Source organism: Sphingomonas sp. R1, assembly GCF_025960285.1.
In the GTDB taxonomy this organism is placed as follows: domain Bacteria; phylum Pseudomonadota; class Alphaproteobacteria; order Sphingomonadales; family Sphingomonadaceae; genus Sphingomonas.
The window spans coordinates 1,588,380-1,613,263 of record NZ_CP110111.1 but is presented as its reverse complement, the minus strand read 5'-3'; the positions used below and the strand labels follow the sequence as shown (position 1 = coordinate 1,613,263).

19 protein-coding genes and 1 riboswitch are annotated in these 24,884 nt (G+C 67.7%); of the genes, 9 read left to right on the top strand and 10 right to left on the bottom strand.

The features are described from left to right. Window positions 1-28: 28 nt before the first annotated feature. Both OIM94_RS07785 and map read right to left on the bottom strand, forming a co-directional pair. Window positions 29-1,081, bottom strand: coding sequence for a threonine aldolase family protein (locus tag OIM94_RS07785; protein WP_264609498.1), 1,053 nt, complete (start codon window positions 1,079-1,081; stop codon window positions 29-31). A gap of 54 nt (window positions 1,082-1,135) precedes the next feature. Next, a riboswitch (SAM-I-IV-variant riboswitch) is annotated at window positions 1,136-1,245 on the bottom strand. A 203-nt stretch (window positions 1,246-1,448) separates the two neighbouring features. Next, a complete protein-coding gene (gene map, locus OIM94_RS07780) occupies window positions 1,449-2,273 on the bottom strand; it encodes a type I methionyl aminopeptidase (protein ID WP_264609497.1) in 825 nt (274 codons plus the stop codon). A 53-nt stretch (window positions 2,274-2,326) separates the two neighbouring features. On the opposite strand from map, the gene OIM94_RS07775 reads away from it, so the two are divergent. Then, window positions 2,327-3,082, top strand: coding sequence for a competence/damage-inducible protein A (locus OIM94_RS07775; RefSeq protein ID WP_264609496.1), 756 nt, complete (start codon window positions 2,327-2,329; stop codon window positions 3,080-3,082). Between the two features lie 288 nt (window positions 3,083-3,370). Further along, on the top strand, window positions 3,371-6,283 hold the full coding sequence (locus tag OIM94_RS07770) for a TonB-dependent receptor domain-containing protein (RefSeq protein ID WP_413716395.1): 2,913 nt from the start codon (window positions 3,371-3,373) through the stop codon (window positions 6,281-6,283). A gap of 130 nt (window positions 6,284-6,413) precedes the next feature. Here the strand turns inward: OIM94_RS07770 and OIM94_RS07765 are convergent, their stop codons facing one another. The 4 genes from OIM94_RS07765 to OIM94_RS07750 all read right to left on the bottom strand — a co-directional run bounded on the left by OIM94_RS07765 (window position 6,414) and on the right by OIM94_RS07750 (window position 9,959). Continuing rightward, on the bottom strand, window positions 6,414-7,340 hold the full coding sequence (locus OIM94_RS07765) for a bifunctional riboflavin kinase/FAD synthetase (protein ID WP_264609494.1): 927 nt from the start codon (window positions 7,338-7,340) through the stop codon (window positions 6,414-6,416). Window positions 7,341-7,519: 179 nt separating this feature from the next. Beyond that, the gene (locus OIM94_RS07760) at window positions 7,520-8,695 is read right to left on the bottom strand and encodes a dipeptidase (RefSeq protein WP_264609493.1); all 1,176 of its coding nucleotides are present in this window, start codon (window positions 8,693-8,695) and stop codon (window positions 7,520-7,522) included. Further along, window positions 8,692-9,168, bottom strand: coding sequence for a dihydrofolate reductase (locus tag OIM94_RS07755; protein WP_264609492.1), 477 nt, complete (start codon window positions 9,166-9,168; stop codon window positions 8,692-8,694). The genes OIM94_RS07760 and OIM94_RS07755 overlap by 4 nt, the downstream gene beginning before the upstream one ends. Further along, window positions 9,165-9,959: a thymidylate synthase gene (locus OIM94_RS07750; protein WP_264609491.1), complete on the bottom strand. Its 795-nt coding sequence runs from the start codon at window positions 9,957-9,959 to the stop codon at window positions 9,165-9,167. Before OIM94_RS07750 ends, OIM94_RS07755 begins: the two co-directional genes overlap by 4 nt. 116 nt (window positions 9,960-10,075) lie before the next feature. Between OIM94_RS07750 and OIM94_RS07745 the strand changes: the two genes are divergently transcribed. Beyond that, the gene (locus OIM94_RS07745) at window positions 10,076-10,468 is read left to right on the top strand and encodes a JAB domain-containing protein (RefSeq protein ID WP_264609490.1); all 393 of its coding nucleotides are present in this window, start codon (window positions 10,076-10,078) and stop codon (window positions 10,466-10,468) included. Here the strand turns inward: OIM94_RS07745 and OIM94_RS07740 are convergent. Beyond that, window positions 10,465-11,865 (bottom strand): M20/M25/M40 family metallo-hydrolase, encoded by a 1,401-nt coding sequence (locus tag OIM94_RS07740; RefSeq protein WP_264609489.1) that lies wholly within the window; start codon window positions 11,863-11,865, stop codon window positions 10,465-10,467. The genes OIM94_RS07745 and OIM94_RS07740 overlap by 4 nt on opposite strands. A 451-nt stretch (window positions 11,866-12,316) precedes the next feature. Between OIM94_RS07740 and OIM94_RS07735 the strand changes: the two genes are divergently transcribed. Then, window positions 12,317-12,664, top strand: a complete 348-nt coding sequence (locus tag OIM94_RS07735; RefSeq protein ID WP_264609488.1) for an ArsR/SmtB family transcription factor — start codon at window positions 12,317-12,319, stop codon at window positions 12,662-12,664. 21 nt (window positions 12,665-12,685) lie between these two features. Here the strand turns inward: OIM94_RS07735 and OIM94_RS07730 are convergent, their stop codons facing one another. Both OIM94_RS07730 and OIM94_RS07725 read right to left on the bottom strand, forming a co-directional pair. After that, a complete protein-coding gene (locus tag OIM94_RS07730) occupies window positions 12,686-13,690 on the bottom strand; it encodes an AAA family ATPase (protein ID WP_264609487.1) in 1,005 nt (334 codons plus the stop codon). A gap of 85 nt (window positions 13,691-13,775) precedes the next feature. Further along, window positions 13,776-14,933 (bottom strand): endo-1,4-beta-xylanase, encoded by a 1,158-nt coding sequence (locus tag OIM94_RS07725; RefSeq protein ID WP_264609486.1) that lies wholly within the window; start codon window positions 14,931-14,933, stop codon window positions 13,776-13,778. A 118-nt stretch (window positions 14,934-15,051) separates the two neighbouring features. Here OIM94_RS07725 and OIM94_RS07720 point away from each other — a divergent pair, with 118 nt between their 5' ends. The 3 genes from OIM94_RS07720 (at window position 15,052) to OIM94_RS07710 (ending at window position 19,552) form a co-directional block, all read left to right on the top strand. Continuing rightward, complete coding sequence (locus OIM94_RS07720) at window positions 15,052-17,208, top strand: alpha-glucuronidase family glycosyl hydrolase (protein WP_264609485.1); 2,157 nt, start codon at window positions 15,052-15,054, stop codon at window positions 17,206-17,208. A gap of 24 nt (window positions 17,209-17,232) precedes the next feature. Beyond that, window positions 17,233-19,044 carry a glycoside hydrolase family 9 protein gene (locus tag OIM94_RS07715; RefSeq protein WP_264609484.1) on the top strand — a complete coding sequence of 604 codons (1,812 nt, stop codon included), beginning with the start codon at window positions 17,233-17,235 and terminating at the stop codon, window positions 19,042-19,044. 133 nt (window positions 19,045-19,177) lie between these two features. Next, window positions 19,178-19,552 carry an immunity 63 family protein gene (locus tag OIM94_RS07710; RefSeq protein ID WP_264609483.1) on the top strand — a complete coding sequence of 125 codons (375 nt, stop codon included), beginning with the start codon at window positions 19,178-19,180 and terminating at the stop codon, window positions 19,550-19,552. Window positions 19,553-19,669: 117 nt separating this feature from the next. Here OIM94_RS07710 and OIM94_RS07705 read toward each other — a convergent pair whose 3' ends face one another. Next, on the bottom strand, window positions 19,670-22,066 hold the full coding sequence (locus OIM94_RS07705; RefSeq protein ID WP_264609482.1) for a glycoside hydrolase family 3 N-terminal domain-containing protein: 2,397 nt from the start codon (window positions 22,064-22,066) through the stop codon (window positions 19,670-19,672). Window positions 22,067-22,233: 167 nt separating this feature from the next. Between OIM94_RS07705 and OIM94_RS07700 the strand changes: the two genes are divergently transcribed. Next, on the top strand, window positions 22,234-23,280 hold the full coding sequence (locus OIM94_RS07700; RefSeq protein WP_264609481.1) for a LacI family DNA-binding transcriptional regulator: 1,047 nt from the start codon (window positions 22,234-22,236) through the stop codon (window positions 23,278-23,280). Window positions 23,281-23,409: 129 nt separating this feature from the next. Then, window positions 23,410-24,816, top strand: coding sequence for a sugar porter family MFS transporter (locus OIM94_RS07695; protein WP_264609480.1), 1,407 nt, complete (start codon window positions 23,410-23,412; stop codon window positions 24,814-24,816). Window positions 24,817-24,884 lie beyond the last annotated feature (68 nt).

Sequence of the window (24,884 nt, the reverse complement as noted above, 5' to 3'; positions counted from 1 at the left end):
CGGAGCGGTGCTCCGGGGGATCTGCTGCTCAGGCCGCCAGCGCCGTCGTGCCGCTCGCGGCGCGAATATCGGCGGCCAGCTGGTCCACCCGCGCCGGATCGGCATCCCAGGCGAACATGAACCGCGCGCCGCCGCCGATGAAGGTGTAGAAGCGCCAGCCGCGGGCGCGCAGCCCTTCCAGCACCGGCTCGGGCGCGCGGACGAACACCCCGTTCGCCTCTACCGGGAACATCAATTCGATACCGGGCAGGCCCTCGATCTGCCCCGCCAGTCGCTGCGCGCAGGCATTGGCGTGGGTTGCGTTGCGCAGCCAGGCGCCGTTCTCCAGCATCCCTACCCAGGGCGCCGCGAGGAAGCGCATCTTGGAGGCAAGCTGCCCGGCCTGCTTGCACCGGTAATCGAAATCCTGCGCCAGCGCGCGATCGAAGAACAGCACGGCTTCGCCCACCGCCATGCCGTTCTTGGTGCCGCCGAAGCACAGCACGTCGACGCCCGCGCGCCACGTGATGTCGGCCGGATCGCAGCCGAGCGTCGCCACGGCGTGGGCGAAGCGAGCGCCGTCCATGTGCAGCTTGAGGCCGAGCTCGCGGCAGACCGCGGAGAGGGCTTGCACCTGCTCGATCGTGTAGACCTGGCCGGTCTCGGTCGGCTGGGTGATCGTCACCACGCGCGGCTTGGGGAAGTGGATGTCGGAGCGGCTGGTCGCCACCGCGCGCACGGCCTCGGGCGTCAGCTTGCCGTCGGCGCTCTGCGCGACAAGCAGCTTGGAGCCGTTCGAGAAGAATTCGGGCGCGCCGCATTCGTCGGTCTCGACATGCGCGGCGGCCGAGCAGATCACGCTGTGATAGGATTGGCAGAGCGCCGCCAGCGCCAGCGAATTGGCCGCGGTGCCGTTGAAGGCGAAGAACACCTCGCAGTCCGTTTCGAACAGCGTGCGGAAGGCATCCGCTGCGGTGTGGGTCCAGCGATCGTCGCCATAGGCGGGCGCGTGGCCGCGATTGGCGGCTTCCATCGCTGCCCAGGCTTCGGGGCAGATTCCGGCATAATTGTCGCTGGCGAATTGCTGGGCTTCGGTGGTCACGCGCTACTGGCCTTCTTGCTGTGGAGCAGGAGGCGGGCGACGACGGGAAATGTGGCGTGGACACCGTGTTGCCGGGTTCGGCCACATCCCTCCATTCGCATGGAGGCACCACCTTGCACGGGGCAGGTTGGTGCCGGGCGTCGGCCCGACTCTTGATGCTGGCGGCCGGATAGCCGACGTTGCGGGGAAGCGCAAGATTGTTGCGGGGCGCCATCTGGAGGTTACGGCGTCCACGCCGTACTACCGCCGTCATCCCCGCGAAGGCGGGGATCCATTGGCGCTGAACCCTCGGTTCTTGCCGCAGCATACAGGCGAATGGTTTCCCGCCTTCGCGGGAATGACGAGGATTTGGTCTCGGCCCGCCGCCTCAGTACGGCGGCTGGTGCAGGCCCTTGGGGCTGAGCGTGAAGATCTCGCAGCCGCTCTCGGTAATGCCGATCGAATGTTCGAACTGCGCCGAAAGCGAGCGGTCGCGCGTCACCGCCGTCCAGCCGTCGTCGAGCAGCTTCACGTCGGGGCGGCCGATATTAATCATCGGCTCGATGGTGAAGAACATGCCCGGGCGAAGCTCCGGACCCGTGCCGGGGCGGCCGACATGCACCACCTCGGGCGCATCGTGGAACACCTGGCCGAGGCCGTGGCCGCAGAAATCGCGGACCACGCCGTAGCGATGCTTTTCGGCATGGCGCTGGATGGCGTGGCTGATGTCGCCCAGATGGTTGCCCGGCCGGGCCTGTTCGATGCCGAGCATCAGGCATTCATAGGTCACGTCGACCAGCCGGCGCGCCTTGATCGGCACGTCGCCCACCAGATACATGCGGCTGGTATCGCCATGCCAGCCGCCGAGCAGCGGGGTGACGTCGATATTGACGATGTCACCGTCCTTGAGCGGGCGGTCGCCCGGGATGCCGTGGCAGACGACATGGTTGATCGAGATGCAGCAGCTATGGGTATAGCCGCGATAGCCGAGCGTCGCGGGCACGCCGCCGCCGGCAACCGTCATCTGGCGGACGATGTCGTCCAGCTCCTGCGTCGTCACGCCCGGCACGACATGCGGCACCAGCGCGTCGAGAATTTCGGCGGCAAGCCGGCCCGCTGTGCGCATGCCCTCGAAGCCTTCGGGGCCATGCAGCTTGATGGCATGGCTGCGCGCCTGCGGCATGTCCGCGGTGACGTTCACATATTCGGTCATGCCGCCCATATAGGCGTTTGCACCCGGCTTTGCGAGGGCGTAGCGCTAGCCCCATGCACGAGCGGATCTGGACAGCGGCCCTGGTGGTGATCGGCGACGAAATCCTGTCGGGTCGCACGCAGGACAAGAATATTGCGCAGCTCGCCACCTGGCTGAACGCGCAGGGCATCCGGCTGGCGGAGGTGCGGGTGGTACCGGACCGGCAGGACGCGATCGTCGAGGCCGTCAACGCCCTGCGCGCGCGCAACGACTATCTGTTCACCACCGGCGGCATCGGCCCCACGCATGACGACATCACCGTCGATGCGATCGCCGCCGCGCTGGCCGTGCCGGTGGTGGTGCACCCGCAGGCACGCGCGGCGCTGGAAGCCTATTATGCCAGCAAGGGGGGACTCACCGAGGCACGATTGCGCATGGCGCGCGTGCCCGACGGTGCCGATCTGATCGTCAATCGCATGTCCGGGGCACCGGGGATCCGCTGGCAGAACGTCTTCATCCTGGCGGGCGTGCCGCACATCGCCGCGGGGATGCTCGACGCGCTGACCGGCACGCTGGAAGGCGGGCTGCCGGTAATCTCCCGCACGATCGGATGTTGGGTCGCCGAGAGCGAGATCGCGGACCTGCTCGGCACCACTGAGCGCGACCATGACGGCGTGTCGATCGGCAGCTACCCGTTCTTCCGGGAAGGGCGGGTCGGCGCCAATTTCGTCGTGCGGGCAACCGATCAGGCAGTGGTCGATCGCTGTATCGCGGTGCTGGCGGAGGGCCTTGCCGAACGCGGTCTGGAGGCGGTCGACGGCGGCATCTGACGCTGTGCCGATCTAATGGCTCCAGCCGCCAAGCTCGATTTTAGAACCGCTTATCGGATGGTGTTGCGAAAGTACCACATTTCGTAACCATTACGTAATCCGACGCAACAATCGGTTTACTCTTTGTTATAAACTTGCGATCCCCCGCGCCATCAATCGCAGGAGGGGGTGGGTCTTGGAGACTCGCAGTCCCTCCAAAGAGGGGAAATACCAGTGAAAATTCTACGCTCGACGGCGCTTTCGCTCCGCTGCGGGATCTCTGCGGCGGCGCTGGTCAGCGCCTTCGCGATGCCGGCCATGGCGCAGACCACGACGCCGCCGGCCCAGACCGGCCAGGAGCAGGGCGCGACCGACCAGGCCTCGTCCGGCGACATCGTCGTCACCGGCACGCTGTTCCGCGATTCGAACGCGACCTCGAGCTCGCCGCTGACCACGCTGACCACCGAGACGTTGCAGCGCGCCAACATCACCACGGTGAACGACGCGATCCGTTCGGTCTCGGCCGACAGCGCCGGCTCGATCTCCACCGGCTTCCGCAACGGCTTCTCGGCCGGCGGTGCTGCGGTGTCGCTGCGCGGCCTCGGCGTGTCGTCGACCGTCGTGCTGATCGACGGCCTGCGCTCGGCCAACTTTCCGCTGAACGACGATGGCCACAACGCCTATGTCGACCTGAACTCGATCCCGTTCAGCATCATCGACAAGGTCGACGTGCTGAAGGACGGCGCCTCGTCGCTGTACGGCGCGGACGCGATCGGCGGCGTGGTCAACCTGATCACCAAGAAGCACTTCACCGGCCTCGAAGGCTCGGTGCAGGGCGGCACCACCGGCAAGGGCGACGGCTCGCACTATCGCGCCACCGCGACCGCCGGCTTCGGGGACTATCAGGCGAAGGGCTGGAACTTCTACGTCAACGGTGAATACACCTATGACGGCTACATCACCAACAACTCGCGCGGCTACCCGTTCAACACGCTCGACCTGACGCCGAGCGGGCTGACCGACCGCAACCGCAACGACGACTCGCTCACCACCGCCAATCCGCAGGCGGTCGTCACCCGCGTGACGCAGAGCGACCTCAACAACCCGCTCGCCGGGCAGGTCGGCACCCCGCTGACCAACCAGTACCAGCTGCTCAACCCCAACGCCTGCCCCTTCGGCACCTTCACGGTGACCACCGGTGCGGCCCAGGGCACCGGCTGCAAGCACAATCTGGCCGATGAATACAACATCATCCAGCCGAAGCAGCAGCGCTATTCGGGCACCGGCCGCCTCAGCGTCCGCCTGAACGACCAGATCGAAGCCTATGCCACCGGCAGCTTCTCGCGGTCGGAAGTCAGCATCAAGGGCACGCCTGCAGCCATCCGTGCGACCCAGCCGTTCGGCGGCTCGCCGTCGCTCGCATCCAGCAACCCGGGCATCGTGCTGCCGGTCTATGTCTGCTCGGCAGGCATCAACTGCGCCACCGCGGCGGACCGTCGCCTGAACCCGAACAACCCCTATGCGGCGGCGAACGCGGCCACGCCCGCCCAGGGCGCGGCGCGCATCTACTATCTGTTCGGCGACATCCCCGGCGGCAGCGACCGCTACGTCAACGTCTATCGCGCCACCGCCGGTGCCACGGGCACCTTCGGTGACGGCTTCGGCTTCCGCGTCGAGGGCGTGTATGCGCGGGACGATTTCGCCGTAACCCAGCACGGCTTTATCAACATCCAGGGGCTGCTGAGCGCGATCAACACGGGCGCGTACAATTTCGTCAACCCGGATCAGAACACCGCGGCGGTGCGCAACCAGATCTCGCCCGACGTGACGACCAAGTCCTATTCGACGACGGCCGCGCTCGATGCCTCGATCACCAAGGCGCTGCTGCAGCTGCCGGGCGGCGACCTCAACCTGGCGATCGGTGGCCAGCTGCGTCGCGAGACGCTGCTCAACCGCAACCAGAATGCGAGCCTCGCCTTTTACGGCCTGAACACCTCGTCGGCGACCGGCCGCCACACGGTCAGCGCGGCCTTCTTCGAAATCAACGCGCCGCTGCTCTCGACGCTGAACCTCAACGTCTCGGGCCGCTACGACCACTATTCGGAAGGCTATAACCACTTCTCGCCGAAGGTGGCGGTGAAGTTCACCCCGATCGAGCAGATCGCGTTCCGTGCGACCTATTCGGAAGGCTTCCGCGCGCCGACCTTCGCGGAAAGCAACCCGGGCTCCAGCTATGCCGGCTTCTCGTCGTTCACGCCGCCGGCCAGCTTCGTTGCCGCCCATCCGGGCAACAGCGCCTACACCACCAGCTACAACATCGGCAGCGGCGCGCAGGGCAACCCGAACGTCGCACCCGAAGTGTCGCGCAGCGTCACGCTGGGCACCATCTTCCGTCCGACCAAGTGGCTGAACTTCTCGGTCGACTATTACAACATCAAGAAGTCGAACCTGATCGTCAGCGGCCCGCTGCGCGCCGAGGCGATCGCGGCCTATTACAGCAAGACCAACTCGGCCGACGGCTGCACCGCGCTCGCGGCGGTGGGTGCCGGCTATTCGTGCAACGTCGTCGACGCGCCCGATCCGTCCAACCCGAACGCGCTGCCGCGCCTGCTGGTGCTCAACGTGCCGTTCGTGAACGCCAACTACCAGGTGAGCTCGGGCCTCGACTTCCAGGTCTCGGCGAACGTGCCGCTGGCCGATGGCGTCCGCTTCATCAGCCGCCTCGACGTGACCGACGTGTTCCGCCTCGATCTCGTCACGCCCGCGGGCGTGGTGCAGAAATATGCCGGTACGCTTGGGCCGTACGAGCTGTCCTCGGGCGGCGGTACCCCGCGCATCCGCGGCAACTGGCAGAACACGCTGGAAGTCGGCAAATACTCGCTGACCGCGACGACCTATTATGTCGGCCGCATCAAGCAGGTGGCAGCCGACGAGATCACCCCGGTCAACGGCGTGATCGACCTGTCGTGCAAGAACTCGCTGTCGCCGGGCCAGACCGGCGCCAACCAGTGCTATGTTCGCCCGTTCATCTATGTCGATCTGAACGCCGGCGTCGAAGTGAGCGACAAGTTCCGCTTCTTCGTCAACGTCCAGAACCTGCTGAACGCGCACGCGCCGCTCGCGGCCGGTGCGTACACCAGCAACCCCAACTATCTGAGCAGCTGGCACTATGCCGGTCTGGTCGGCCGCAACTTCAGCGCGGGCGCCAGCTTCAAGTTCTGAGGCGCGCGCAAACGGACTACAGGGGGAAGGGGCGGTCTTCGGATCGCCCCTTTTTTTGTCTGCCGCGCGCAGGCTGGCAGGCGCGGGGCGGCCGCGGGGGGCGGGCGTCGATGCGGGAAGCGGGTGGGGCTCAGCCCCGGGCGAGCAGATCGCGCGCGCGCGCCGAGTCCTGGTCCATCTGCGCGATCAGCGCGTCGAGGCTGTCGAACTTGGCCTCCGGGCGTAGATACGCGATCAGCTCCACCTCGAGCCGCTGGCCGTACAGATCGCCGCTGAAATCGAAGAAGAAGCTTTCGAGCAGCTCGATCGGCGGATCGAAGCTCGGGCGGATGCCCAGATTGGCGACCCCGTCGAGCACGCGGCCATCCGGCAGGCGTCCGCGCACGGCGTAGATGCCGTAGGCCGGGCGCAGATAGGTGCCGAGCCGCATGTTCGCGGTCGGATAGCCGAGCTGGCGGCCGAGCTTTGCGCCGCCTTCGACCTCGGCCGAAATGGCGAAGGGACGGGTGAGCAGCGCGGCGGCGGTGCCCGGGTCGCCCGCTTTCAGCGCCGCGCGAATGCGGCTGGAGGAGACGGTGCCGCCGTCCAGCGCCACCGGCGCCACCGTTTCGGCGGTGAAGCCCAGTTCCTCGCCCAGCGCGGCGAGCGTCGCGACGCTGCCCTCGCGGCCCTTGCCGAAGGTGAAATCCTCGCCGGTCACCACTCCGGCCGCGCCGACCGTGTCGACCAGCTGATCGGCGAACTGGCGCGCGGTGAGGCGGGCGAGGGTCGCATCGAAATGAAAGACCAGCATCGCCGCCGCGCCGGCGTGTCCGAACAGCCGTTCGCGCTGGTCGAGCGTGGTCAGCCGGAAGGGCGGGGCGTCGGGCTGGAAGAAGCGGCGCGGATGCGGATCGAAGGTGGCGACGATCGCCGGGCGCCCTTCGGCCCGGGCGCGCTCCACCGCGCGGCCGACCACCGCCTGGTGCCCGAGATGGAAGCCATCGAAATTCCCGAGCGCAACGATCGCGCCCCGGAGAGGAAGCGGAACCGCCGAGCCGCCGTCCAGCCGCTGCATGGGGCTGGCTATAGGGATTGGCCGGGGCGATGCCAATGGGTTGGGGGTGGCATTCACAGAAGAGTGGGAACGAAGCCCCTCCCTTCAGGGGCGGGGTTTGGGGCGGGGCTGTGTCATCTCGAGACCGACGAATGTCTGGAATCCGTCCACCCCGAGGCCCTGCCTCCAAGAAGGAGGGGTTAGTGGGCCTGCGGCATCAGCCCCGCACGCAGCACGCGCAGCACATTGCCGCCCATCACCTTGGCGATGTCCGCGTCGGAAAAGCCGCGGTTGACCAGCGCCTGCGTCACCACCGCCAACTGGCCTGCGTCGAAGCCGGTCGTCACCGCGCCGTCGAAGTCCGATCCCAGCCCGACATGATCGATGCCGATAAGATCGCGAACGTGCGCGATCGCCGCTGCCACCGCGGTCGGGCTGGTCGAGCAGACCGCCGCCTCCCAATAGCCGATGCCCACCACCCCACCGGTACGGGCAATGCCGCGAATCTCGTCGTCGGTCAGGTTGCGGTTGACCTGGCAGGTCGCCTGCACGCCGCCATGGCTCGACACCACCGGGCGGCGCGCCATCGCCAGGATATCCGCCACCGCGCGGTGGCTCGCATGGGCCACGTCGACCACCATTCCCAGCGCCTCCATGCGGCGCAGCACCTGCCGGCCGAGCGGGGTGAGCCCGCCCTTGGCCAGCCCGTGCATCGACCCCGCCGCCTCGCTGTCGAAGAAATGGGCAAAGCCGGCCATGCGAAAGCCGGCGGCATAGAGACGGTCGAGATTGGTGGGGTCGCCCTCCAGATCCTGCAGCCCCTCGATCGAGAGCATGCCGCCCACCACCTTGCGTCCGGCGGCGCGATCGGCAAGCAGGCGATCGAGATCGGCGGGTGTCCGGATCACGCGCAGCCGCCCCTCCGATCCCGCGGCAGCATGCTCGAGCTTTTCGGCATGCCAGAGCGAGCGCTGGAGCAGCGAGCCCCAGGTGCGCGGCGGCTGCGCTTGCGCGATGGCGAGCAGCGTGATGTTGTCGCTATCGGCGCCGTTCGCGTCGTAGTTCTGGTGCCTGGGCGTCTTGGTGACCGAGGAAAAGACCTGCAGTGCGACATTGCCTGCCTCCAGTCGCGGCAGGTCCACCTGGCCGCGACTGGCGTGATCGAGCAGGCTGCGACGCCACAGCAGCGTATCGGCATGCATGTCGGCGATCTGGAGCCGGGCATGCAGCGCGCGGGTGGCGGCGCTGACCTCTGGCAGGGGCGTGGCGACGACGCGGTTCATCCCCGCCTCGGTCACCACCGGGGCGATCCCGAAAAAGCCGATCGCGGCAACGAGAAGCACCACGATCAGCCCGATCAGGATCCGCCGCCTCATCCGCGCGTCTCCAGCGTGACGAAGGCATAGGCGGGGCGATCCCCGTCCGCGGCGTGTTCCTCGCGCGCCGTCTCCTGCCACCGGGCGGGATCGAAGGGGGGGACCCGTGCGTCGCCCTCGGCATCGAGGTGCACTTCGGTCAGCTCGATCCGGGCGGCGGCGTCCAGGAACAGCGCGAAGATCTCCGCGCCGCCGATCACCGCCGCATCCGGGCCGGCCATTGCCAGTGCCTCCGCCACGCTGTGCGCGACCTCGGCGCCCTCGGCCGACCAGCCGGCGTCGCGGGTGAGCACGATGTGGCGGCGGCCCGGCAGCGGCGACGGGAAGGACTCGAAGGTCTTGCGGCCCATGATCATCGGCCTGCCCATGGTCTGTGCCTTGAACCGCTTGAGGTCCGCCGGCAGCCGCCACGGCAGCTGCCCGTCCCGGCCGATCACGCCATTGTCGGCGCGCGCGAGGTGGAAGCTGATCATACCGAGACGGGCGCCTTGATGTGCGGCTGCGCGACATAGTCGTGGATCGCGAAATCCTCATAGTCGTACGCGTCGATCGACGGCGCCTTGCGCAGGATTTCCAGCCGCGGCAGCGGGCCGGGGGTGCGGGAAAGCTGTTCCTGCGCCTGGTCGAGATGGTTGAGATACAGGTGGCAGTCGCCGCCGGTCCAGATGAAGTCGCCTACCTCCAGCCCGGCCTGTTCGGCCAGCAGATGGGTGAGCAGCGCATAGCTCGCGATGTTGAACGGCACGCCGAGGAAGATGTCGGCGGAGCGCTGGTACAGCTGCAGGCTCAGCCGGCCGCCCGCGACATGGCACTGGAACAGGCAGTGGCACGGCGCCAGCGCCATCGCGCCCAGCTCGCCGGGGTTCCAGGCGGAGACGATCATCCGGCGCGAGGCGGGGTTGGTCTTCAGCGTTTCGATCAGCTCGGCGATCTGGTCGATATGGCGGCCGTCCGCCGTCTCCCAGTCGCGCCACTGCTTGCCGTAGACCGGGCCGAGATCGCCATTTGCATCGGCCCATTCGTCCCAGATGCTGACCTTGCGCTCCTGCAGCCAGCGGACATTGGTGTCGCCGCGCAGGAACCAGAGCAGCTCGATCAGGATCGAGCGGATATGCAGTTTCTTGGTGGTGAGCAGCGGGAAGCCTGCGCGCAGATCGAACCGCATCTGCGCGCCGAACACGCTGCGCGTGCCGGTGCCGGTGCGGTCCATCACTTCCACGCCGTCGTGGAGCGCGCGGGCCATCAGATCGAGATATTGACGCATGCCTGAGAGCCTAGCGGGGCGGGGGAGCCGAGTCACCCGGCATTGCTCCGGTTCGGACCACCGAAACGGACCGACTTGTGCTTCGGTTCGCGTGACGGCGGTGGCACGCTCGCGTCATGCAGCCTCTCAGCCCCACCCCCTGCATCCGCGATTTCGCCGCCGCCCGCGCATTGTTCGCGCAGCTGGCGGAGGCGCGGACGGAAACGGCGGGCTTTGCCTATCTGGGCAGGGACGGGCGGCTGCTCGGCATGCGGCACGTCTCGAACGAATGTGCCGATGCGGTGGATCTGCCGCTGCGCAAGATCGTCGCCGACGCGCTGGCGTTCGACGCGGCGGCGATGCTGATGGCGCACAATCACCCCAGCGGCGATCCCCGTCCCAGCCGCGGCGACCGGCTCGCCACCCGCCGCCTGGTCCAGGCGCTCAGCCCGGTGCAGGTGCGGCTGATCGATCACCTGATCCTCGCCCGCGGCGGTGCGGTGAGCTTTCGCGCGCTCGGCTGGCTCTAGCGGGCCAGCGCGGTCAGCAGGCTGCGATAATAGGTGATCGAGGGGGCGATCTCGCTCACCGGGGTCCGCTCGTTCAGCCCGTGCGAGAAATCGTCGCTGTCCTTCATGAATTTCGGGCTCACCGCATAGCTCGGCACGCCCTTGGCGCGGAACCACATCGAATCGCTGGCGCCGGAGGTCATCGCGGGCACCACCGGCACGCCGGGGAAGCGGGCATGGACCGCATCGCTCACCGCTTTCATCACGTCCGGCCGCAGCGGCGAGGCGGGGCTGGCGATGCTGCCGCTGTCCAGCGTGCGGATGGTCAGCGCAGGGTCGCCGACGGCGCGCTTCAGCGTCTTGCGCACTTCCTCCACCGGCGTGCCGGGGAAGATGCGGCAGTTGATGTTCGCGGTGGCGCGCTGCGGCAGCGCATTGGTGGCGTGCCCGGCGGTGACCATGGTCGCCACGCAGGTCGTACCGGTCTGCCCGACGAGGCCGGGCTCGGCGCGCAGTGCGGCGAGCGCATCGGGATCGGACTGGTTGGCCAGGAAGCGCCGGATCATCGCGGCGCGCGCGGGTTCGGCCTGGGCGGCGGCGGCACTCCAGCTGGCGCGAGTAATCTCGTTGACCTGCCCGGGGAACGCATAGCCCTCGATCTTCGCCAGTGCATGGGCAAGCGCGTAGATGGCGTTGTCCTTGCGCGGCGCGGAACTGTGGCCGCCGGGATTGGTGAAGGTCAGTTCATAGTCGGCATAGGTCTTCTCGGCGCCGTCGACCCCGAAGGTCAGCGGCTTGCCCGCCTCGTCCAGCCGGCCGCCGCCGCCGTCGATGTTGAGCAGCAGCTCGGCATCGGCGAAGCGCTCGGCCTGGGCGGCGGCGGTGCGCATCATCGTCTCCTCGTCGCCGGACAGCAGCAGCACGATGTCGCGGCCGGGCGTAAAACCGGTGCGCTTGAGGTCGATCAGCGTCGCGACCATGGTCGACAGATCATACTTCATGTCGGTGGCGCCGCGGCCATAGACATAGCCGTTCTCGATCACCGCGGTGAACGGGTCGCGCGTCCAGTCGGCGGGCTTGGCCTCCACCACATCCATATGGCCGGAGATGAGCAGGGGCTTGGCGCCGCCGCGGGCCTTGCCGGTGCCGCGATAGCGCGCGACCAGATAGGCGGTGTCGCCCATCGGCACGATCTCGACATCGCGCTCGGCAAAGCCGCCGGCGACGAGCACCTGCTTCAGATAGGCGGCATAGGCCGGCGTCTGGTTGCCCGGCCCGGCGACGGTGCGGAAGCCGATGCCGCGCTTGAGCAGTTCCAGCGCCTGCGCTTCGGCCTGGGGGTGGTCCTGCGCGTGTACGGACGGGCCAAGCGATGCGCCGACCAGCGCGGCGGCGGTGAAGAGACGGCGCAAACGCATGAAAAACCCCCGGGAAAAGCGACCTGGCGAAACCCTATCGCCTGCCCCGGGCGCGTCAACCGCGCGCCGCGGTTCTGGCCCCGACGATGGCGCGAACATCGGCGCGGACAAAAAAAGTCGGTGTTCTGGATACAGGTTGGTACGGGCACGCGTGCTCGCAGCCGCGGCCAGTCGTGCGTATCGCCTACGCGCGGTAGCACACGGCTTTCTCAGCCTCGGTCAAGCGGCTCAGCGCCGCTTTGCAGACATCGATGTCGGCAGGTTGCGCAACATTGCGGTGGGGGAGCGCGGCCGGGTTGAACCAAAACCAAGATGTTAGTGATACCGAAGCAATACCAAAGCACCGATGAATGCATGCATATATATGAATTGCTATATTGATCCAGGTTTATGAAAATCCTAGATAATTTGGAACGTGACGGGTTGCACGCCTAACGATAGAGTCATAGCCATGGTCGCCGTGAAGAACGATATGATCGACGTAATCGACCACGCGTCGCAATTTTTGAAGGCGTTGTCCGGTCGTAGCCGCTTGTTGCTGCTCTGCCATCTTGCCGATGGAGAGAAGTCGGTCGGCGAACTGGCCCGCCTTACAGGAGCGCGCGACACGGCGGTCTCGCAGCAGCTGGCGCTGCTTCGGCGCGAGGGCATGGTCTCTGCGCGCCGGGCCGGCCAGATGATCTTCTATTCGCTGGCTAGCCCGGAGGCACGCCGCATGCTGGAGGCGCTGAACGATCTGTTCTGCGCCAAGGACGGCACCGGCCTGTTGCTGCAGGGCGAACCCGCCGAGGCCGTCTAGCCGCCGTTCGGGCGTGCCGCCTCAGCGGCGCGTGCGCTCGATCGCGGATCGCGCCGCGGGCAGGATCCACTCCATTGCCCGATTGGCGCGCATGCGATGCCATCCGAACAGATCGCCGACCGGGCGCCGCGACTGCTCGCGCGCGACATCGGCAGTCGCATCCGAGGCGTCGCCGGTACGGGCGGTGACGCGGGCGATCCGGTCGCGATCCGGCGCTTCCAGCCAGATGCCGGTGAACGGCACCCGCGCCTGCTGGGCCAGCGCCTCGGCGACCTCGCGCTCGCTGCGGTTGAGGAATACCGCGTCGAGGATCACCGTCGATCCGCAGGCGAGATGGTCGTCCGCGGATTCGAACAGCGCCTCATAGGTATCGGCGTCGCTGCGGCGCGTATAATGCGAGGGCGGCAGACGCGTTTCGGGCGGCAGGCCGGCCAGCCGCTTGCGGAACACGTCCGAGCGCAGCACCCGCGCACCGGGCCGCCGGCCGTAAAGTCCGCCCAGCAGCCGCGCGAGGCTGGACTTGCCGGTGCCGGACAGGCCGCCGATGGCGATAAGTTGCGGCGCCGCCGGTTGCAGCAGGCCGTCGGCCGCGTCCGGATCGTCCTGCTGGAGCGACAGCATCAGCGGCAGCAGCGCCCAGCCGGTCGCGCCCTGCGGCGAGAGATCGAGATAGCGATTGGCCAGCAGATTGGCCGTGGTGGCGTGGCCGGCGGCATGCAGCTCGGCCAGCGGACGCGCGAGATCGAACAGGATGTCGGCCGGCGCACCGTCCGCGAGCATCCGGACGCGCCCGGCCCGCGCGCGGCGCTCGATATCCACCCCTTGCAGCGCGATCGTGCTGCGCTGCGCGGCGGTGCGGGCCAGGTCCACCAGCCGCTGGCGAAAGGTGGCGCCGGCCGGAATCGCGGTTGCCTGGCCATGCAGGCGAACCAGCGCCTCCGCACGGGCATGGATCGCCGCGATATCGACGTTGCTGGGGAGATCGCCGTCCCCGCCCGGACCTTGCCTCGCGGCCGCTGCCGCCATCGCCTTGCTCCCTGGAGCCACCGGCCGATTGCCGGCCTTGCGACTCCCCTATAGCCGCCAAATCTGAACGGGAGCGTACCAAAGCTCAGCTTCGGGGCACCGTCCGCAGCTTGTTCGCCACCATATCGCGCAGCGGGGTCGGGCGGAAGTCGCCGTCATAGGCCGTCACGCTCGGCTTGTTGCCGTCCTTGCGCGGCTTGAAGCCGTTGAGCCAGCTATATTTGTCGCACATTCCCCAGAACAGCACGTCGCGCAGCTGGGGATAGGCGAACATCACATCGAGATAGACGCCGGCATAATCGGCCACCTGTCGCTGCCGGACGGCCAGGTCGCTGGGCAGGTGCTGGTCGGCGACGTCGAACTCGGTGATCAGCAGTTGATAGCCCATGCCGGTGACCGCATCGAGAAAGGCGCGCCACGGCTTTTCCTGCCGCGCCGCGAGCACGCCGGCAGGGGCGTCGCTGACCGGCTCGATATGCGATTGCACGCCCAGCGCATCCACCGGCACGCCGCGCTTGCGGAAGCCTTCGAGCAGGCGGAGCACGCCGGCACGGTGCGCCTCGTTGCCCGGCTCCCAGCTCATATAGTCGTTATAGACCAGTTGCGCCTTGGGGGCGGCGGCGCGGGCGGTGTGGAAGGCGTGGTCGAGCATCGCCTCGGTGCCACCGAAGGCGCGGGAAAGGTTGGTCTCGCGCAGCGCCCCGGTCTTCTCGTCGACCGTCTCGTTGACCACGTCGTAGCTGCCGATCCGCGTGCCGTAGCGCGTGCAGACCGTGTCGATATGGGTGGTCAGCAGTCGCTCCGCCTCGCGGGCGGGGGTGGCGCCGAAGTCGTGGCCGACGAGCCAGCGCGGAAAATATTCGCTTTTGTGCCACAGCAGCGTGTGCCCGCGCATCGCCATCCGGTGCGCTTCCGCCCAACCGAGCATCGCGTCGAACTGGGTGAAGTCAAACCGGTCCGGTGCCGGGCGCGTGGCCTGCCATTTGAGCTGGTTTTCCGGCACCAGCAGCCCGCAGTCGCGCTCCAGAAGCCGCGCATAGGCGGGATTGGCGAAGGACCCCGCATCGGCACCCGGCCGGCTCCAGGCAAGGGCAGAGCCGATTCGCATCTGCCGCCCCCGTGCAAGCGCATTGAGTCCGGGGGGGACGCTGGTCGCCTGTGCGGCGAGCGGAAGCGTGGCGGCGGCCGTGGCGGCACCCGCGAGCAGGCGGCGGCGATCGAGACGGACGGCGTCGAGCGGCATCGGTGGTTCCTCTCCTGGCGGCCCGCTGGGTCCGGGCTCATCTGATTGGTAGCGGTACCATGATCCGCCTGCTACACGCTTGTCAACGATGGCGAAGCATCGCGAAGGAGAGGGCGCCGTGCGGCAGGCAATTCGGGCATTGTGGTGGATCTGGGCGGCGTTCGCCTGCGCGGCACAGGCGCATGCGGAAACCGGCTACGACCTGTGGCTGCGCTACACGCCGCTCGATGCCGCAACCGTTCAGCGCGTTGCGCCGCGGCTGCGCTATGTCGTGGCCGATACCGCACGGCCCGGCATCCGCGCGGCGGTGGACGAGCTGGATCGCGGGTTCGCCGGGCTGATCGGTTCGGCGCCTGCCCATGCGACGGCCGTGCGAGGCGAGGGCGGGGTGGTGCTCGCCACCGCGGGCTCCTCGCTGCTGCAGGGCTTGGCGCTGCCGCTCGACTCGCTGGGTCGCGAAGGCTTCCTGATCCGCTCGATCAGCATCGCCGGCGCGCGCGTGACGCTGATCGCCGCGAACAGCGATACCGGCCTGCTCTATGGCAGCTTCCGCCTGCTCAAGCTGCTCCAGCTGCGCCAGCCCATCGACGCGCTGGACGTGCGCGACGCGCCCAAGCTGCAGCTGCGCGTGCTCGACCATTGGGACAATCTCGATCGCTATGTCGAGCGCGGCTATGCCGGCCAATCCTTGTGGGACTGGCAGAAGCTGCCCGGCTACAAGGACCCGCGCTATACCGACTATGCCCGCGCCAATGCCTCGATCGGCATCAACGCGGTGGTGCCGAACAACGTCAACGCCAATGCCGACATCCTCACCGCGCCCTATCTGCAGAAGGTGAAGGCGCTGGCCGAGGTGTTTCGCCCTTATGGCATCCGCATCTACCTGACCGCGCGTTTCTCCGCCCCCATCGAGATCGGCGGGCTGAAGACCGCGGACCCGCTCGATCCCGCGGTGCGCGCCTGGTGGAAGGCCAAGGCGGACGAGATCTACGCGGTGATCCCCGATTTCGGCGGCTTCCTGGTCAAGGCCAATTCGGAGGGCCAGCCCGGCCCCTCCGACTATAAGCGCAGCCATGCCGAGGGCGCCAACATGCTCGCCGATGCGCTCGCCCCCCATGGCGGCGTGGTGATGTGGCGGGCGTTCGTCTATTCCGAGCACAATGACGCGGATCGCCACAAGCAGGCGAACGACGAGTTCGTGCCGCTCGACGGGAAGTTCCGCGACAACGTGCTCCTCCAGGTGAAGAACGGCGCGATCGACTTCCAGCCGCGCGAGCCCTTCCACCCGCTGTTCGGCGCGATGCCCAAGACGCCGCTGATGCTCGAGGTGCAGATCACCAAGGAGTATCTCGGCTTCGCCACCCACCTCGCCTATCTGGGCACGATGTGGGAGGAAGTGCTGGCAAGCGACACCTTCCGCCCGCGCGCGGGCAGCACCGTGGCGAAGCTGCTCGAGACGCCGGTCGCCCCCAAGGCGCTCACCGGCATGGCGGGGGTCGCCAATATCGGCACCGACGTGAACTGGAGTGGGTCGCAGTTCGACCAGGCCAACTGGTACGCCTATGGCCGGCTCGCCTGGGATCCCGACGCCAAGGCCGCGGACATCGCCCGCGATTGGGCGCGGCTGACCTGGAGCCCCGATCCGGCGGTGGTCGATCCCATCGTCGCGATGATGCTCGAATCGCGCGAGGCGGTGGTGAACTACATGACCCCGCTCGGCCTCGGCCACGTCATGGCGACCGGGCATCACTACGGCCCCGGCCCCTGGGTCTCGAACCTCGCCCGGCCCGAGTGGAACCCGACTTATTATCACCGCGCCGATGCGAGCGGCATCGGCTTCGACCGCACGCCCACCGGCACCAACGCGCTCGGCCAGTACGCGCCGGAGGTGGCGAAGCGCTGGGGCGACCTCAAGACCGTCCCGGACAGCTTGCTGCTCTGGTTCCACCATGTCCCCTGGGACTATCGCCTGCGCTCAGGCGCGACGCTGTGGGACAGCCTTGTCGTCCACTACGACAGCGGCATCGCCACGGTGGAGGATATGCAGCGCCGCTGGGCCGGGCTGGAGGGCAAGATCGATGCCCGCCGCTGGGCCGAGGTGCGCGACTTCCTCGCCATCCAGCGGCAGGAGGCGCAGTGGTGGCGCGATGCCTCGATCGCCTATTGGCAGTCGCTGTCGAAGCGGCCGCTGCCGGCCGGGCATCTGGCTCCGCCGCGCGCGCTAGACTATTATGAAGCGATCCGGACGCCGCACGCGCCCGGCAACGGCAAATAACAGGGGAGCAGGATGGGCAAGGCAATGGCATGGCTGCTCGCAAGCGTAGCGCTGGCGAGCCCGGCGGCGGCGCAGCAGGCACCGGCGATCGATCTCAACCAGCTCGGCTTCGAGCCCGGCGACGTGAAGCTGGCGGTCGTGCGCGGGGCAGGGACGGCGCCGCTCCCGTGGCAACTGCTGGATGCCGATGGCAACGCTGTCGGCAAGGGCGAGACGCTGGTCTACGGCCCGGACGCGAGCTCGGGCGCAGTGGTGCAGCGGATCGACTTTTCCGGCTTTCGTCGCGAGGGCAAGGGCTATCGGCTGTCGGTCGGCGGGGTGACCAGCGACCCGTTCGTCATCGCGCCGACGCTCTACAAGGCGCTCGCCCGCGATGCCGCCAACTTCTTCTACCAGCAGCGCGCCGGCACGCCGATCGATGTGAAGTTCGCCGGTGCCGCCTGGGCGCGGCCCGCCGGCCATGCGCACGAGGTGGCCGGCTGCTTCTCCGGTGCCGACGAGCGCGGCACGAACTGGTCCGGCTGCAGCTACAAGCTGGACGTGACCGGCGGCTGGTATGATGCCGGCGACCACGGCAAGTATCTCGTCAACGGCGGCATCTCGCTGTGGACGCTGCTCAACGCCTATGAGCGCCGCCCCAAGGCTTTCCCCGACGGTTCGCTGCGCATCCCCGAAAGCGGCAACGGCGTGAGCGACCTGCTCGACGAAGCCCGCTGGGAAATGGAGTTCCTGCTGCGCATGCAGATCCCCGACGGTGCGCGCGCGACGGTGCCGTCCGGGCCACTCGGCGCGCCCAAGCCGGGCCGCCCCGCCTGGGAGCCGAGCTTCCCGCCCTTTGCCGAGATCGACGCCGGCGGGATGGCGCACCAGAAGGTCGCCGACCGCAACTGGACGACGCTGCCCATGCCCCCGCAGAACGACCGCGAGGAACGGCTGCTCTACCCGCCGACGACCGGCGCCACGCTCAACCTCGCGGCGACCGCAGCGCAGTGCGCCCGGCTGTGGCGCGGGGTGGACGATGCCTTCGCTGCCCGCTGCCTTACCGCCGCGCGGCGGGCTTGGGCCGCGGCGCAGCGCAACCCGCAGGTTTACGCCACCAGCAGCTTCACCGGCAGCGGCGGCTATGGCGATTCGAGCCTGAGCGACGAATTCTACTGGGCCGCCGCTGAGCTCTACGCGACCACCGGCGAGGAGGCCTTCCGCAAGGCGGTGACCGGCTCGCCCCATTTCGGCGAAGCGGTGCGCGCGCCCGGCTGGAGCTTCACCGCCCCGCTCGGCACGATCACGCTGGCGACGGTGAAGACGGGCCTCGGCGACGCCCAGGTGCAGAAGCTGCGCGCGACGCTGATCGCGGCGGCGGACGGCATCCTCGAGCAGCGCCGCCAGAACGGCTATGCGATCCCCTATCGGCCGATCGGCTATCCCTGGGGCTCGAACGGCGACCTGATGAACCAGGCGATGCTGCTCGGCGTGGCGAGCGACCTGACCGGCGCGCCCAAATACCGCGCGGGCATCGTGTCGGCGATCGACTATCTGCTGGGGCGCAACCCGATGGGGACGTCCTATGTCAGCGGCTATGGCGCGCGGTCGCTCCAGAACCCGCACCACCGCTTCTGGGCGCACTCGCTCGACGCTAGGCTGCCCGGGCCGCCGCCGGGCGTGCTCTCGGGCGGGCCGAACGACACCGCGATGGGCGACCAGGTTGCGATGCAGCTCAAGGGCAAGTGCGTCGCCCAGACCTGCTGGGCGGACAGCATCCACGCCTATGCGCTGAACGAAGTCGCGATCAACTGGAACGCGCCGCTCTTCTGGGTGGCGGCGTGGATGGATGATTGAGGGGACAGCGATTCGTGGGGTCAGGAAGCGGCGTGTCCGCTTTCGCCCGATTGCGGCCATAGGTTTCTGCTGCGATGATTGCCCCATGAGTGTTCCCCTAGCCCGACGATCCGCTCTCGCATCCATACGGACGATGGTGAAGAAATACGGATCCCAAATCGGCGTGCCCGACATTGCGCTATTAGGCACGCCGCGAGGAGACGGCTCGCCTTATGTGGAGGTCAGCGACGCCTACTACTTCGTCGTTGAAGAGCGCGGCGTTGAACTGGAACGACGCAAAACGGATGATTTAGATGAGCTGCTCTATTGGATATTCGACGGAGTCACGTTCTCGATATCGTGCGATTTTGAGCTGCGGAACCGTAAGCCGGGGGAGGATCCAAGGCGACAACTCTTTGCCAAGCAAGAGGCGCTTTTAAGTCAACTCTCAACACGGTGGAGCGCGCGAAAGTTGGATGAGCACAGGGCTATTCTGACCCGTCACCCGTTCAATGACGTTTTTGGCTGAATGACAGCTAACACCAAGATCGGACATCCCCCTTTCGGCGCAGCCCCGCGGCACCGCCAAACTGCCCCTGCAATCGAGCGGGGAGACTGCGGCGGTCAGCAGCCTCCCCACTGATCTTCACTTCACCGTCAGCGTAGCGCTCTGCAGCGTCGCCGAGTTCGGGCCCGACGAAATCGTGAAAGTCCCCGGCTCCACGACATGGCGCATCTGGCTGTTCCACAGCGCCAGATCGTCCGGGGTGAGTTCGAAGCGCACCGTCTTCTTCTCGCCCGGCTTGAGCGTCACGCGTTCGAAGCGCTTGAGCTCGATCACCGGCCGGGTGACCGAGGCCTCGTCGTCATGGACGTAGAGCTGGACGACCTCGTCGCCGGCGACCTTGCCGGTGTTGGTCACGTCCACCTCGACCGCCGCCTTGTCGGCGATGCCGATCGTCGGCGCCGGCAGGCGGGGCGCTGAAATGTCGAAGCTCGTGTAGCTCAGGCCATAGCCGAAGGGGTAGAGCGGGCTGGTGTCGCCGAACAGATAGCCGCGCCGCGCGCTCGGCTTCTTGTTGTAGTAGATCGGCAGCTGGCCGACGTTGCGCGCCACCGACACCGGCAGCTTGCCGCCCGGATTGTAGCGCCCGAACACCACGTCGGCGAGCGCGTTGCCGGTCTGCTCGCCGAGATACCAGCCCTCGATCAGCGCCGGGGCCTTCTCGGCGAGAGTGTTCACCGCATAGGGGCGGCCGTTGAGCAGGATCACGACGACCGGCTTGCCCAGCGCGATAAGCTCCTTGGCGAGCTGGTCCTGCGGCCCGGGCAGGTCGAGCGTCTCGCTGTCGCCGAGATGGTTGTCCGCCCAGGCCTCGCGGCTCACCGCCTCGTTGCCGCCGAGCACCAGCACCACGACATCGGCGTTCTTCGCGGTCTCCAGCGCCTGGGCGCGGAGCTGGTCGTTCACCGATGCGGGCACCTGCGCCACCGCATCCTTTGACCATTCGCGGTGGTCGGTGATGCGCACGCCCTCGGCATAGTCGACCGCGAACTTGCCCTTGCCCTCGGCCTGCATGCCTTCGAGCACGCTGACGACATGGTTCGGCAGGTCCGAATAGCCGCCGATCGGCGTATCCTTGGCGTGGGTGCCGATCACCGCCATGCGCTTGATGCCCTTCGTATCGAGCGGCAGCAACCCTTGCGCGTTCTTGAGCAGCACGATCGATTCGCGCGCCGCCTGGCGGGAGAGGGCGATGGCTTCGGGCGTGTTGGTGCGCGCGGCGGCGAGCTTCACTTCGGGATAGGGATTCTCGAACAGCCCGCCCTCGAACTTCATCCGCAGCACGCGGCGGGTGGCATTGTCGATCTCGCCCTGGCTGACCCGGCCTTCCTTGACCAGCTGGACGAGGTGCGTGAACGCCTCGCCGTCCGGCGTCTCCACGTCGACGCCCGCGTCGAGCGCGCGTTGCGCCGCGTCCTTGGGATCCTTGAACATGTGGTGGCGGGTGATCAGCTCGCGGATCGCGAAATAGTCGCTGACCACGGCGCCCTGAAAGCCCCATTCGCCGCGCAGCACGTCGGTCAGCAGCCATTTGTTGGCGTGGCTGGGGATGCCGTCGATCTCGTTATAGCTGGCCATCACCGACATGACGGGGAGGGTCTTCACTGCCGCTTCGAAGGGCGGGAAGAAGTCCTCGCGCAGCGTCCGCTCGCCGAGCGAGGCGGGGCCGACATTGGTGCCGTTCTCGGGCTGGCCATGGCCGGTCATGTGCTTGAGGGTGATGAACACCTTGTCGGACTTGAGCGGCAGCGTGCTGCCCTGGAAGCCGCGGATCGCGGCCAGGCCCATTTGCGTTACGAGATACGGGTCCTCGCCGTACGTCTCCTCGATGCGGCCCCAGCGCGGATCGCGCGCGACATCGACCACGGGGGCGAGCACGAGGTTGGCACCGCGGGCGCGCGCCTCCTTGGCGGCCATCGAGAAGATGGTCTCGACCAGCTTCGGATCCCAGCTGCTGGCCAGGCCGATCGACTGCGGGAAGCTGGTGGCCCCGGGGGCGACCAGGCCGTGCAGCGCTTCCTCGTGCATCAGCATCGGGATGCCGAGCCGGGTCTTCTCCATCGCCCATTTCTGCGCGGCATAGACGTAGCGCGCGGTCTCTTCCGGGCTGCGGTTGACGTCGCCGGCATTGGCGCCTGCGGCCGTGGTCTGGCCGGCGGCGACGCCGCGACGGTCATAGGGGCGGGAGATCATGCCCAGGCCGTTGGGGAAGCTGGCGCTCGCCTTGACGGGATCGAACTCGCCCTTGGCATCCTGCACCAGGCCCTTGTTGAGCCACAGCGCCTGCAGCTGCTGGACCTTCTCCTCCAGCGTCATGCGCGCGAGCAGATCGTCGACGCGCGCCTCGACCGGCTGGGTCGCATCCTTGTAGAGCGGCTTGTCGGCGCGGGTCTGCGCGGCGGCCGGTACGGCGGCGACGAAGGGCGTGAGCGCGCTCGCGGCGATGGCAAGCGCGGCGACGCGACGAAAATGGCGCATGTTCCTCTCCCTGAAGGCCGGCGACGATTGTGCCGTCGCCTATGCTGTGATGGTAGCGCTATCATCTATAGGTGCGGCGATGGACGGCGGTCAACCGGCCCCGCATCGGTGCAGCAACGATTGCAATCATGGTAGCGCGAACTTATGCGTCGGTGCAGGGAGGGGGGATGAACAAACCTAGCCGGCGCAGCCGGGGCAGCATCACCGTACAGGACGTGGCCCGCGAAGCTGGCGTTTCCGCGATGACCGTGTCGCGCGTCGTCAACGGCGGCACCAATGTGCGCGAAGCGACTCGCGAGGCGGTGCTCGCCGCGATCGCCAAGCTCAACTACGCGCCCAACACCGCCGCGCGCAGCCTGGCCGCTGGGGAAGCGACCCAGATCGGGTTGCTCTATTCGAACCCCTCGGCTGCCTATCTCTCGCAATTCCTGATCGGCGCGCTCGCCGCTGCCCGGCGTGCGGGTTGCCACCTCGTGCTGGAGGCCTGCGAAGGCGAGCGGCCGGAGGAGCAGGCCGAGGCGACGCGGGGTTTTGTGCAGACGCATGTCCAGGGCGTGATCCTGCCGCCGCCGCTCTCCGAATCGGGGCCCGTGCGCGCCGAACTGGAAGCTGCGGGCATCCCCTGGGTATCGGTCGCGATGGGCCTGCCGCCCGAGGGCAGCCTCAATGTCCGCATCGACGATTTCGCCGCCGCCTGCGCGATGACCAAGCATCTGCTGGACATGGGCCATCGCCGCATCGGCTTCATTCGCGGCAACCCCAACCAGACCTCCAGCGCCGAGCGCTACCGGGGCTTCTGCGCGGCGATCGAGGAAGCGGGGCTCGACCTTGCCGCGATGCCGGTGGAGCAGGGCTATTTCACCTTCCGCTCCGGCATCGTCGCCAGCGAGGCGATGCTCGATCTGCCGAACCCGCCGACCGCGATCTTCGCCAGCAACGACGACATGGCCGCTGCCGCCGTTGGCGTCGCGCACCGTCGCGGCCTGCACGTGCCGCAGGACCTGAGCGTGGTCGGCTTCGACGATACTGCGCTCGCCACCACCATGTGGCCCGAGCTTACCACCGTGCGCCAGCCGATCGCCGCGATGGCCGAGGCGGCGCTGACCATGCTGCTCGAGGAGCTGCGCGCCGATGTGCGTACCGAGCATGCCGAAGAAGTGCTTGCGCACCAGCTGATCGTACGCGAATCCTGCGCGCCGCCACCCGCGGCGTAAGGGATCGGACGACAACGTTGGCATAAACTTGCGAATCCGCATCTGCCGACTTGCTTTTCCCGGTTGCACGGGCCAGCGTTACCGCTAACAAATCGCTCCGGATTCTGGGGTGACTAGGAGAGGGATTGGATGAACCAGACAGCGGAACGGGCCAATTTCGGCCTGATCGGCGCCATCGTGGCGGTGGCCACGATCGGCGGATTGCTTTTCGGATATGACAGCGGCGCGGTGAACGGCACCCAGCCGGGCCTGAAGGCTGCCTTCGCGCTCGACGAGGCGGGGCTGGGCTTCACGGTCGGTTCGCTGCTGATCGGCTGCTTCATCGGCGCCTTCTTCGCCGGCACGCTGGCCGACGCGGTCGGCCGCCGCAACGTGATGCGGCTTGCTGCCTTCATCTTCCTCGTCGGCGCGCTGGCGCAGGGCTTCGCGCACCTTCACGGCGTGTTCGTCGTCGCCCGCATCGCCGGCGGCATCGCGGTCGGCGCCGCCTCGGTGCTGTCGCCCGCCTATATCTCCGAAGTCGCGCCCGCGAACATTCGCGGCCGGATGACCACGGTGCAGCAGATCATGATCATCTCCGGCCTCACCGCCGCGTTCGTGGTCAATTATTACCTCGCGGCCGCCGCCGGCGCCTCGACCAATGCCTTCTGGGCCGGCCTCGAAGCCTGGCGCTGGATGTACCTGATGCAGGCGATCCCCGCCGCGGTGTTCCTGGTCGCCTTGTTCTTCATTCCGGAAAGCCCGCGCTATCTGGTCGCCAAGGGGCGCATCGAGGAAGCCACCAAGGTGCTGACCGACCTGTTCGGCCCGCAGACCGCGCGCACCAAGCTGGAGGAGATCCGCGCCAGCTTCACCGCCGATCACCGTCCGAGCTTCCGCGACCTGATCGATCCGCGCACCGGCGGCATCCGTCCGATCCTGTGGGCGGGCCTGGTGATCGCGGTGTTCCAGCAGCTCGTCGGCATCAACGTGATCTTCTATTACGGCTCGACGCTGTGGCAGCTGGCCGGCTTCACCGAGGCGGACTCGCTCCTCATCAACATCGTCTCGGGCGCGGTCTCGATCGCGGCCTGCCTGGTCACCATTGGCCTGGTCGACAAGATCGGCCGCAAGCCGCTGCTGCTGATCGGCTCGGCGGGCATGGCGGTCACGCTGTTCGTGCTGGTCTATGCCTTCGGCCACGGCTCGCTCGATGCCTCGGGCAAGCTCGTCCTTTCGCCCGATCTCGGCAAGACCGCCGTCGTCGCGGCCAATCTGTACGTGATCTTCTTCAACGTCAGCTGGGGCCCGGTGATGTGGGTGATGCTCGGCGAGATGTTCCCGAACCAGATCCGCGGCTCCGCGCTCGCGGTGTGCGGCTTCGCCCAGTGGTTCGCCAACTACCTGATCGCGCAGAGCTTCCCGGTGATGGCGTCCAAGCTCGGCCTGGCGGCCAGCTACACTTTCTACGCCGTCTGCGCGGCGGTCAGCTTCTTCCTCGTCCTGAAGTTCATCAAGGAAACCAAGGGCAAGGAACTCGAGGCGATGGAGGGGTAAAAGCCTCCTTCTTCTTAGCCCCTCCCTTTCAAGGGAGGGGTTGGGGGTGGGTCATCGTCGGGCGGGGC

Excerpts from the sequence above, each read along its gene's own strand:
- map (WP_264609497.1), bottom strand. The coding sequence starts at position 2,273 with ATGACCGAATATGTGAACGTCACCGCGGACATGCCGCAGGCGCGCAGC.
- OIM94_RS07775 (WP_264609496.1), top strand. The coding sequence starts at position 2,327 with ATGCACGAGCGGATCTGGACAGCGGCCCTGGTGGTGATCGGCGACGAA.
- OIM94_RS07770 (WP_413716395.1), top strand. The coding sequence starts at position 3,371 with ATGCCGGCCATGGCGCAGACCACGACGCCGCCGGCCCAGACCGGCCAG.
- OIM94_RS07765 (WP_264609494.1), bottom strand. The coding sequence starts at position 7,340 with ATGCAGCGGCTGGACGGCGGCTCGGCGGTTCCGCTTCCTCTCCGGGGC.
- OIM94_RS07760 (WP_264609493.1), bottom strand. The coding sequence starts at position 8,695 with ATGAGGCGGCGGATCCTGATCGGGCTGATCGTGGTGCTTCTCGTTGCC.
- OIM94_RS07755 (WP_264609492.1), bottom strand. The coding sequence starts at position 9,168 with ATGATCAGCTTCCACCTCGCGCGCGCCGACAATGGCGTGATCGGCCGG.
- OIM94_RS07750 (WP_264609491.1), bottom strand. The coding sequence starts at position 9,959 with ATGCGTCAATATCTCGATCTGATGGCCCGCGCGCTCCACGACGGCGTG.
- OIM94_RS07745 (WP_264609490.1), top strand. The coding sequence starts at position 10,076 with ATGCAGCCTCTCAGCCCCACCCCCTGCATCCGCGATTTCGCCGCCGCC.
- OIM94_RS07740 (WP_264609489.1), bottom strand. The coding sequence starts at position 11,865 with ATGCGTTTGCGCCGTCTCTTCACCGCCGCCGCGCTGGTCGGCGCATCG.
- OIM94_RS07735 (WP_264609488.1), top strand. The coding sequence starts at position 12,317 with ATGGTCGCCGTGAAGAACGATATGATCGACGTAATCGACCACGCGTCG.
- OIM94_RS07730 (WP_264609487.1), bottom strand. The coding sequence starts at position 13,690 with ATGGCGGCAGCGGCCGCGAGGCAAGGTCCGGGCGGGGACGGCGATCTC.
- OIM94_RS07725 (WP_264609486.1), bottom strand. The coding sequence starts at position 14,933 with ATGCCGCTCGACGCCGTCCGTCTCGATCGCCGCCGCCTGCTCGCGGGT.
- OIM94_RS07715 (WP_264609484.1), top strand. The coding sequence starts at position 17,233 with ATGGCATGGCTGCTCGCAAGCGTAGCGCTGGCGAGCCCGGCGGCGGCG.
- OIM94_RS07710 (WP_264609483.1), top strand. The coding sequence starts at position 19,178 with ATGGTGAAGAAATACGGATCCCAAATCGGCGTGCCCGACATTGCGCTA.
- OIM94_RS07705 (WP_264609482.1), bottom strand. The coding sequence starts at position 22,066 with ATGCGCCATTTTCGTCGCGTCGCCGCGCTTGCCATCGCCGCGAGCGCG.
- OIM94_RS07700 (WP_264609481.1), top strand. The coding sequence starts at position 22,234 with ATGAACAAACCTAGCCGGCGCAGCCGGGGCAGCATCACCGTACAGGAC.
- OIM94_RS07695 (WP_264609480.1), top strand. The coding sequence starts at position 23,410 with ATGAACCAGACAGCGGAACGGGCCAATTTCGGCCTGATCGGCGCCATC.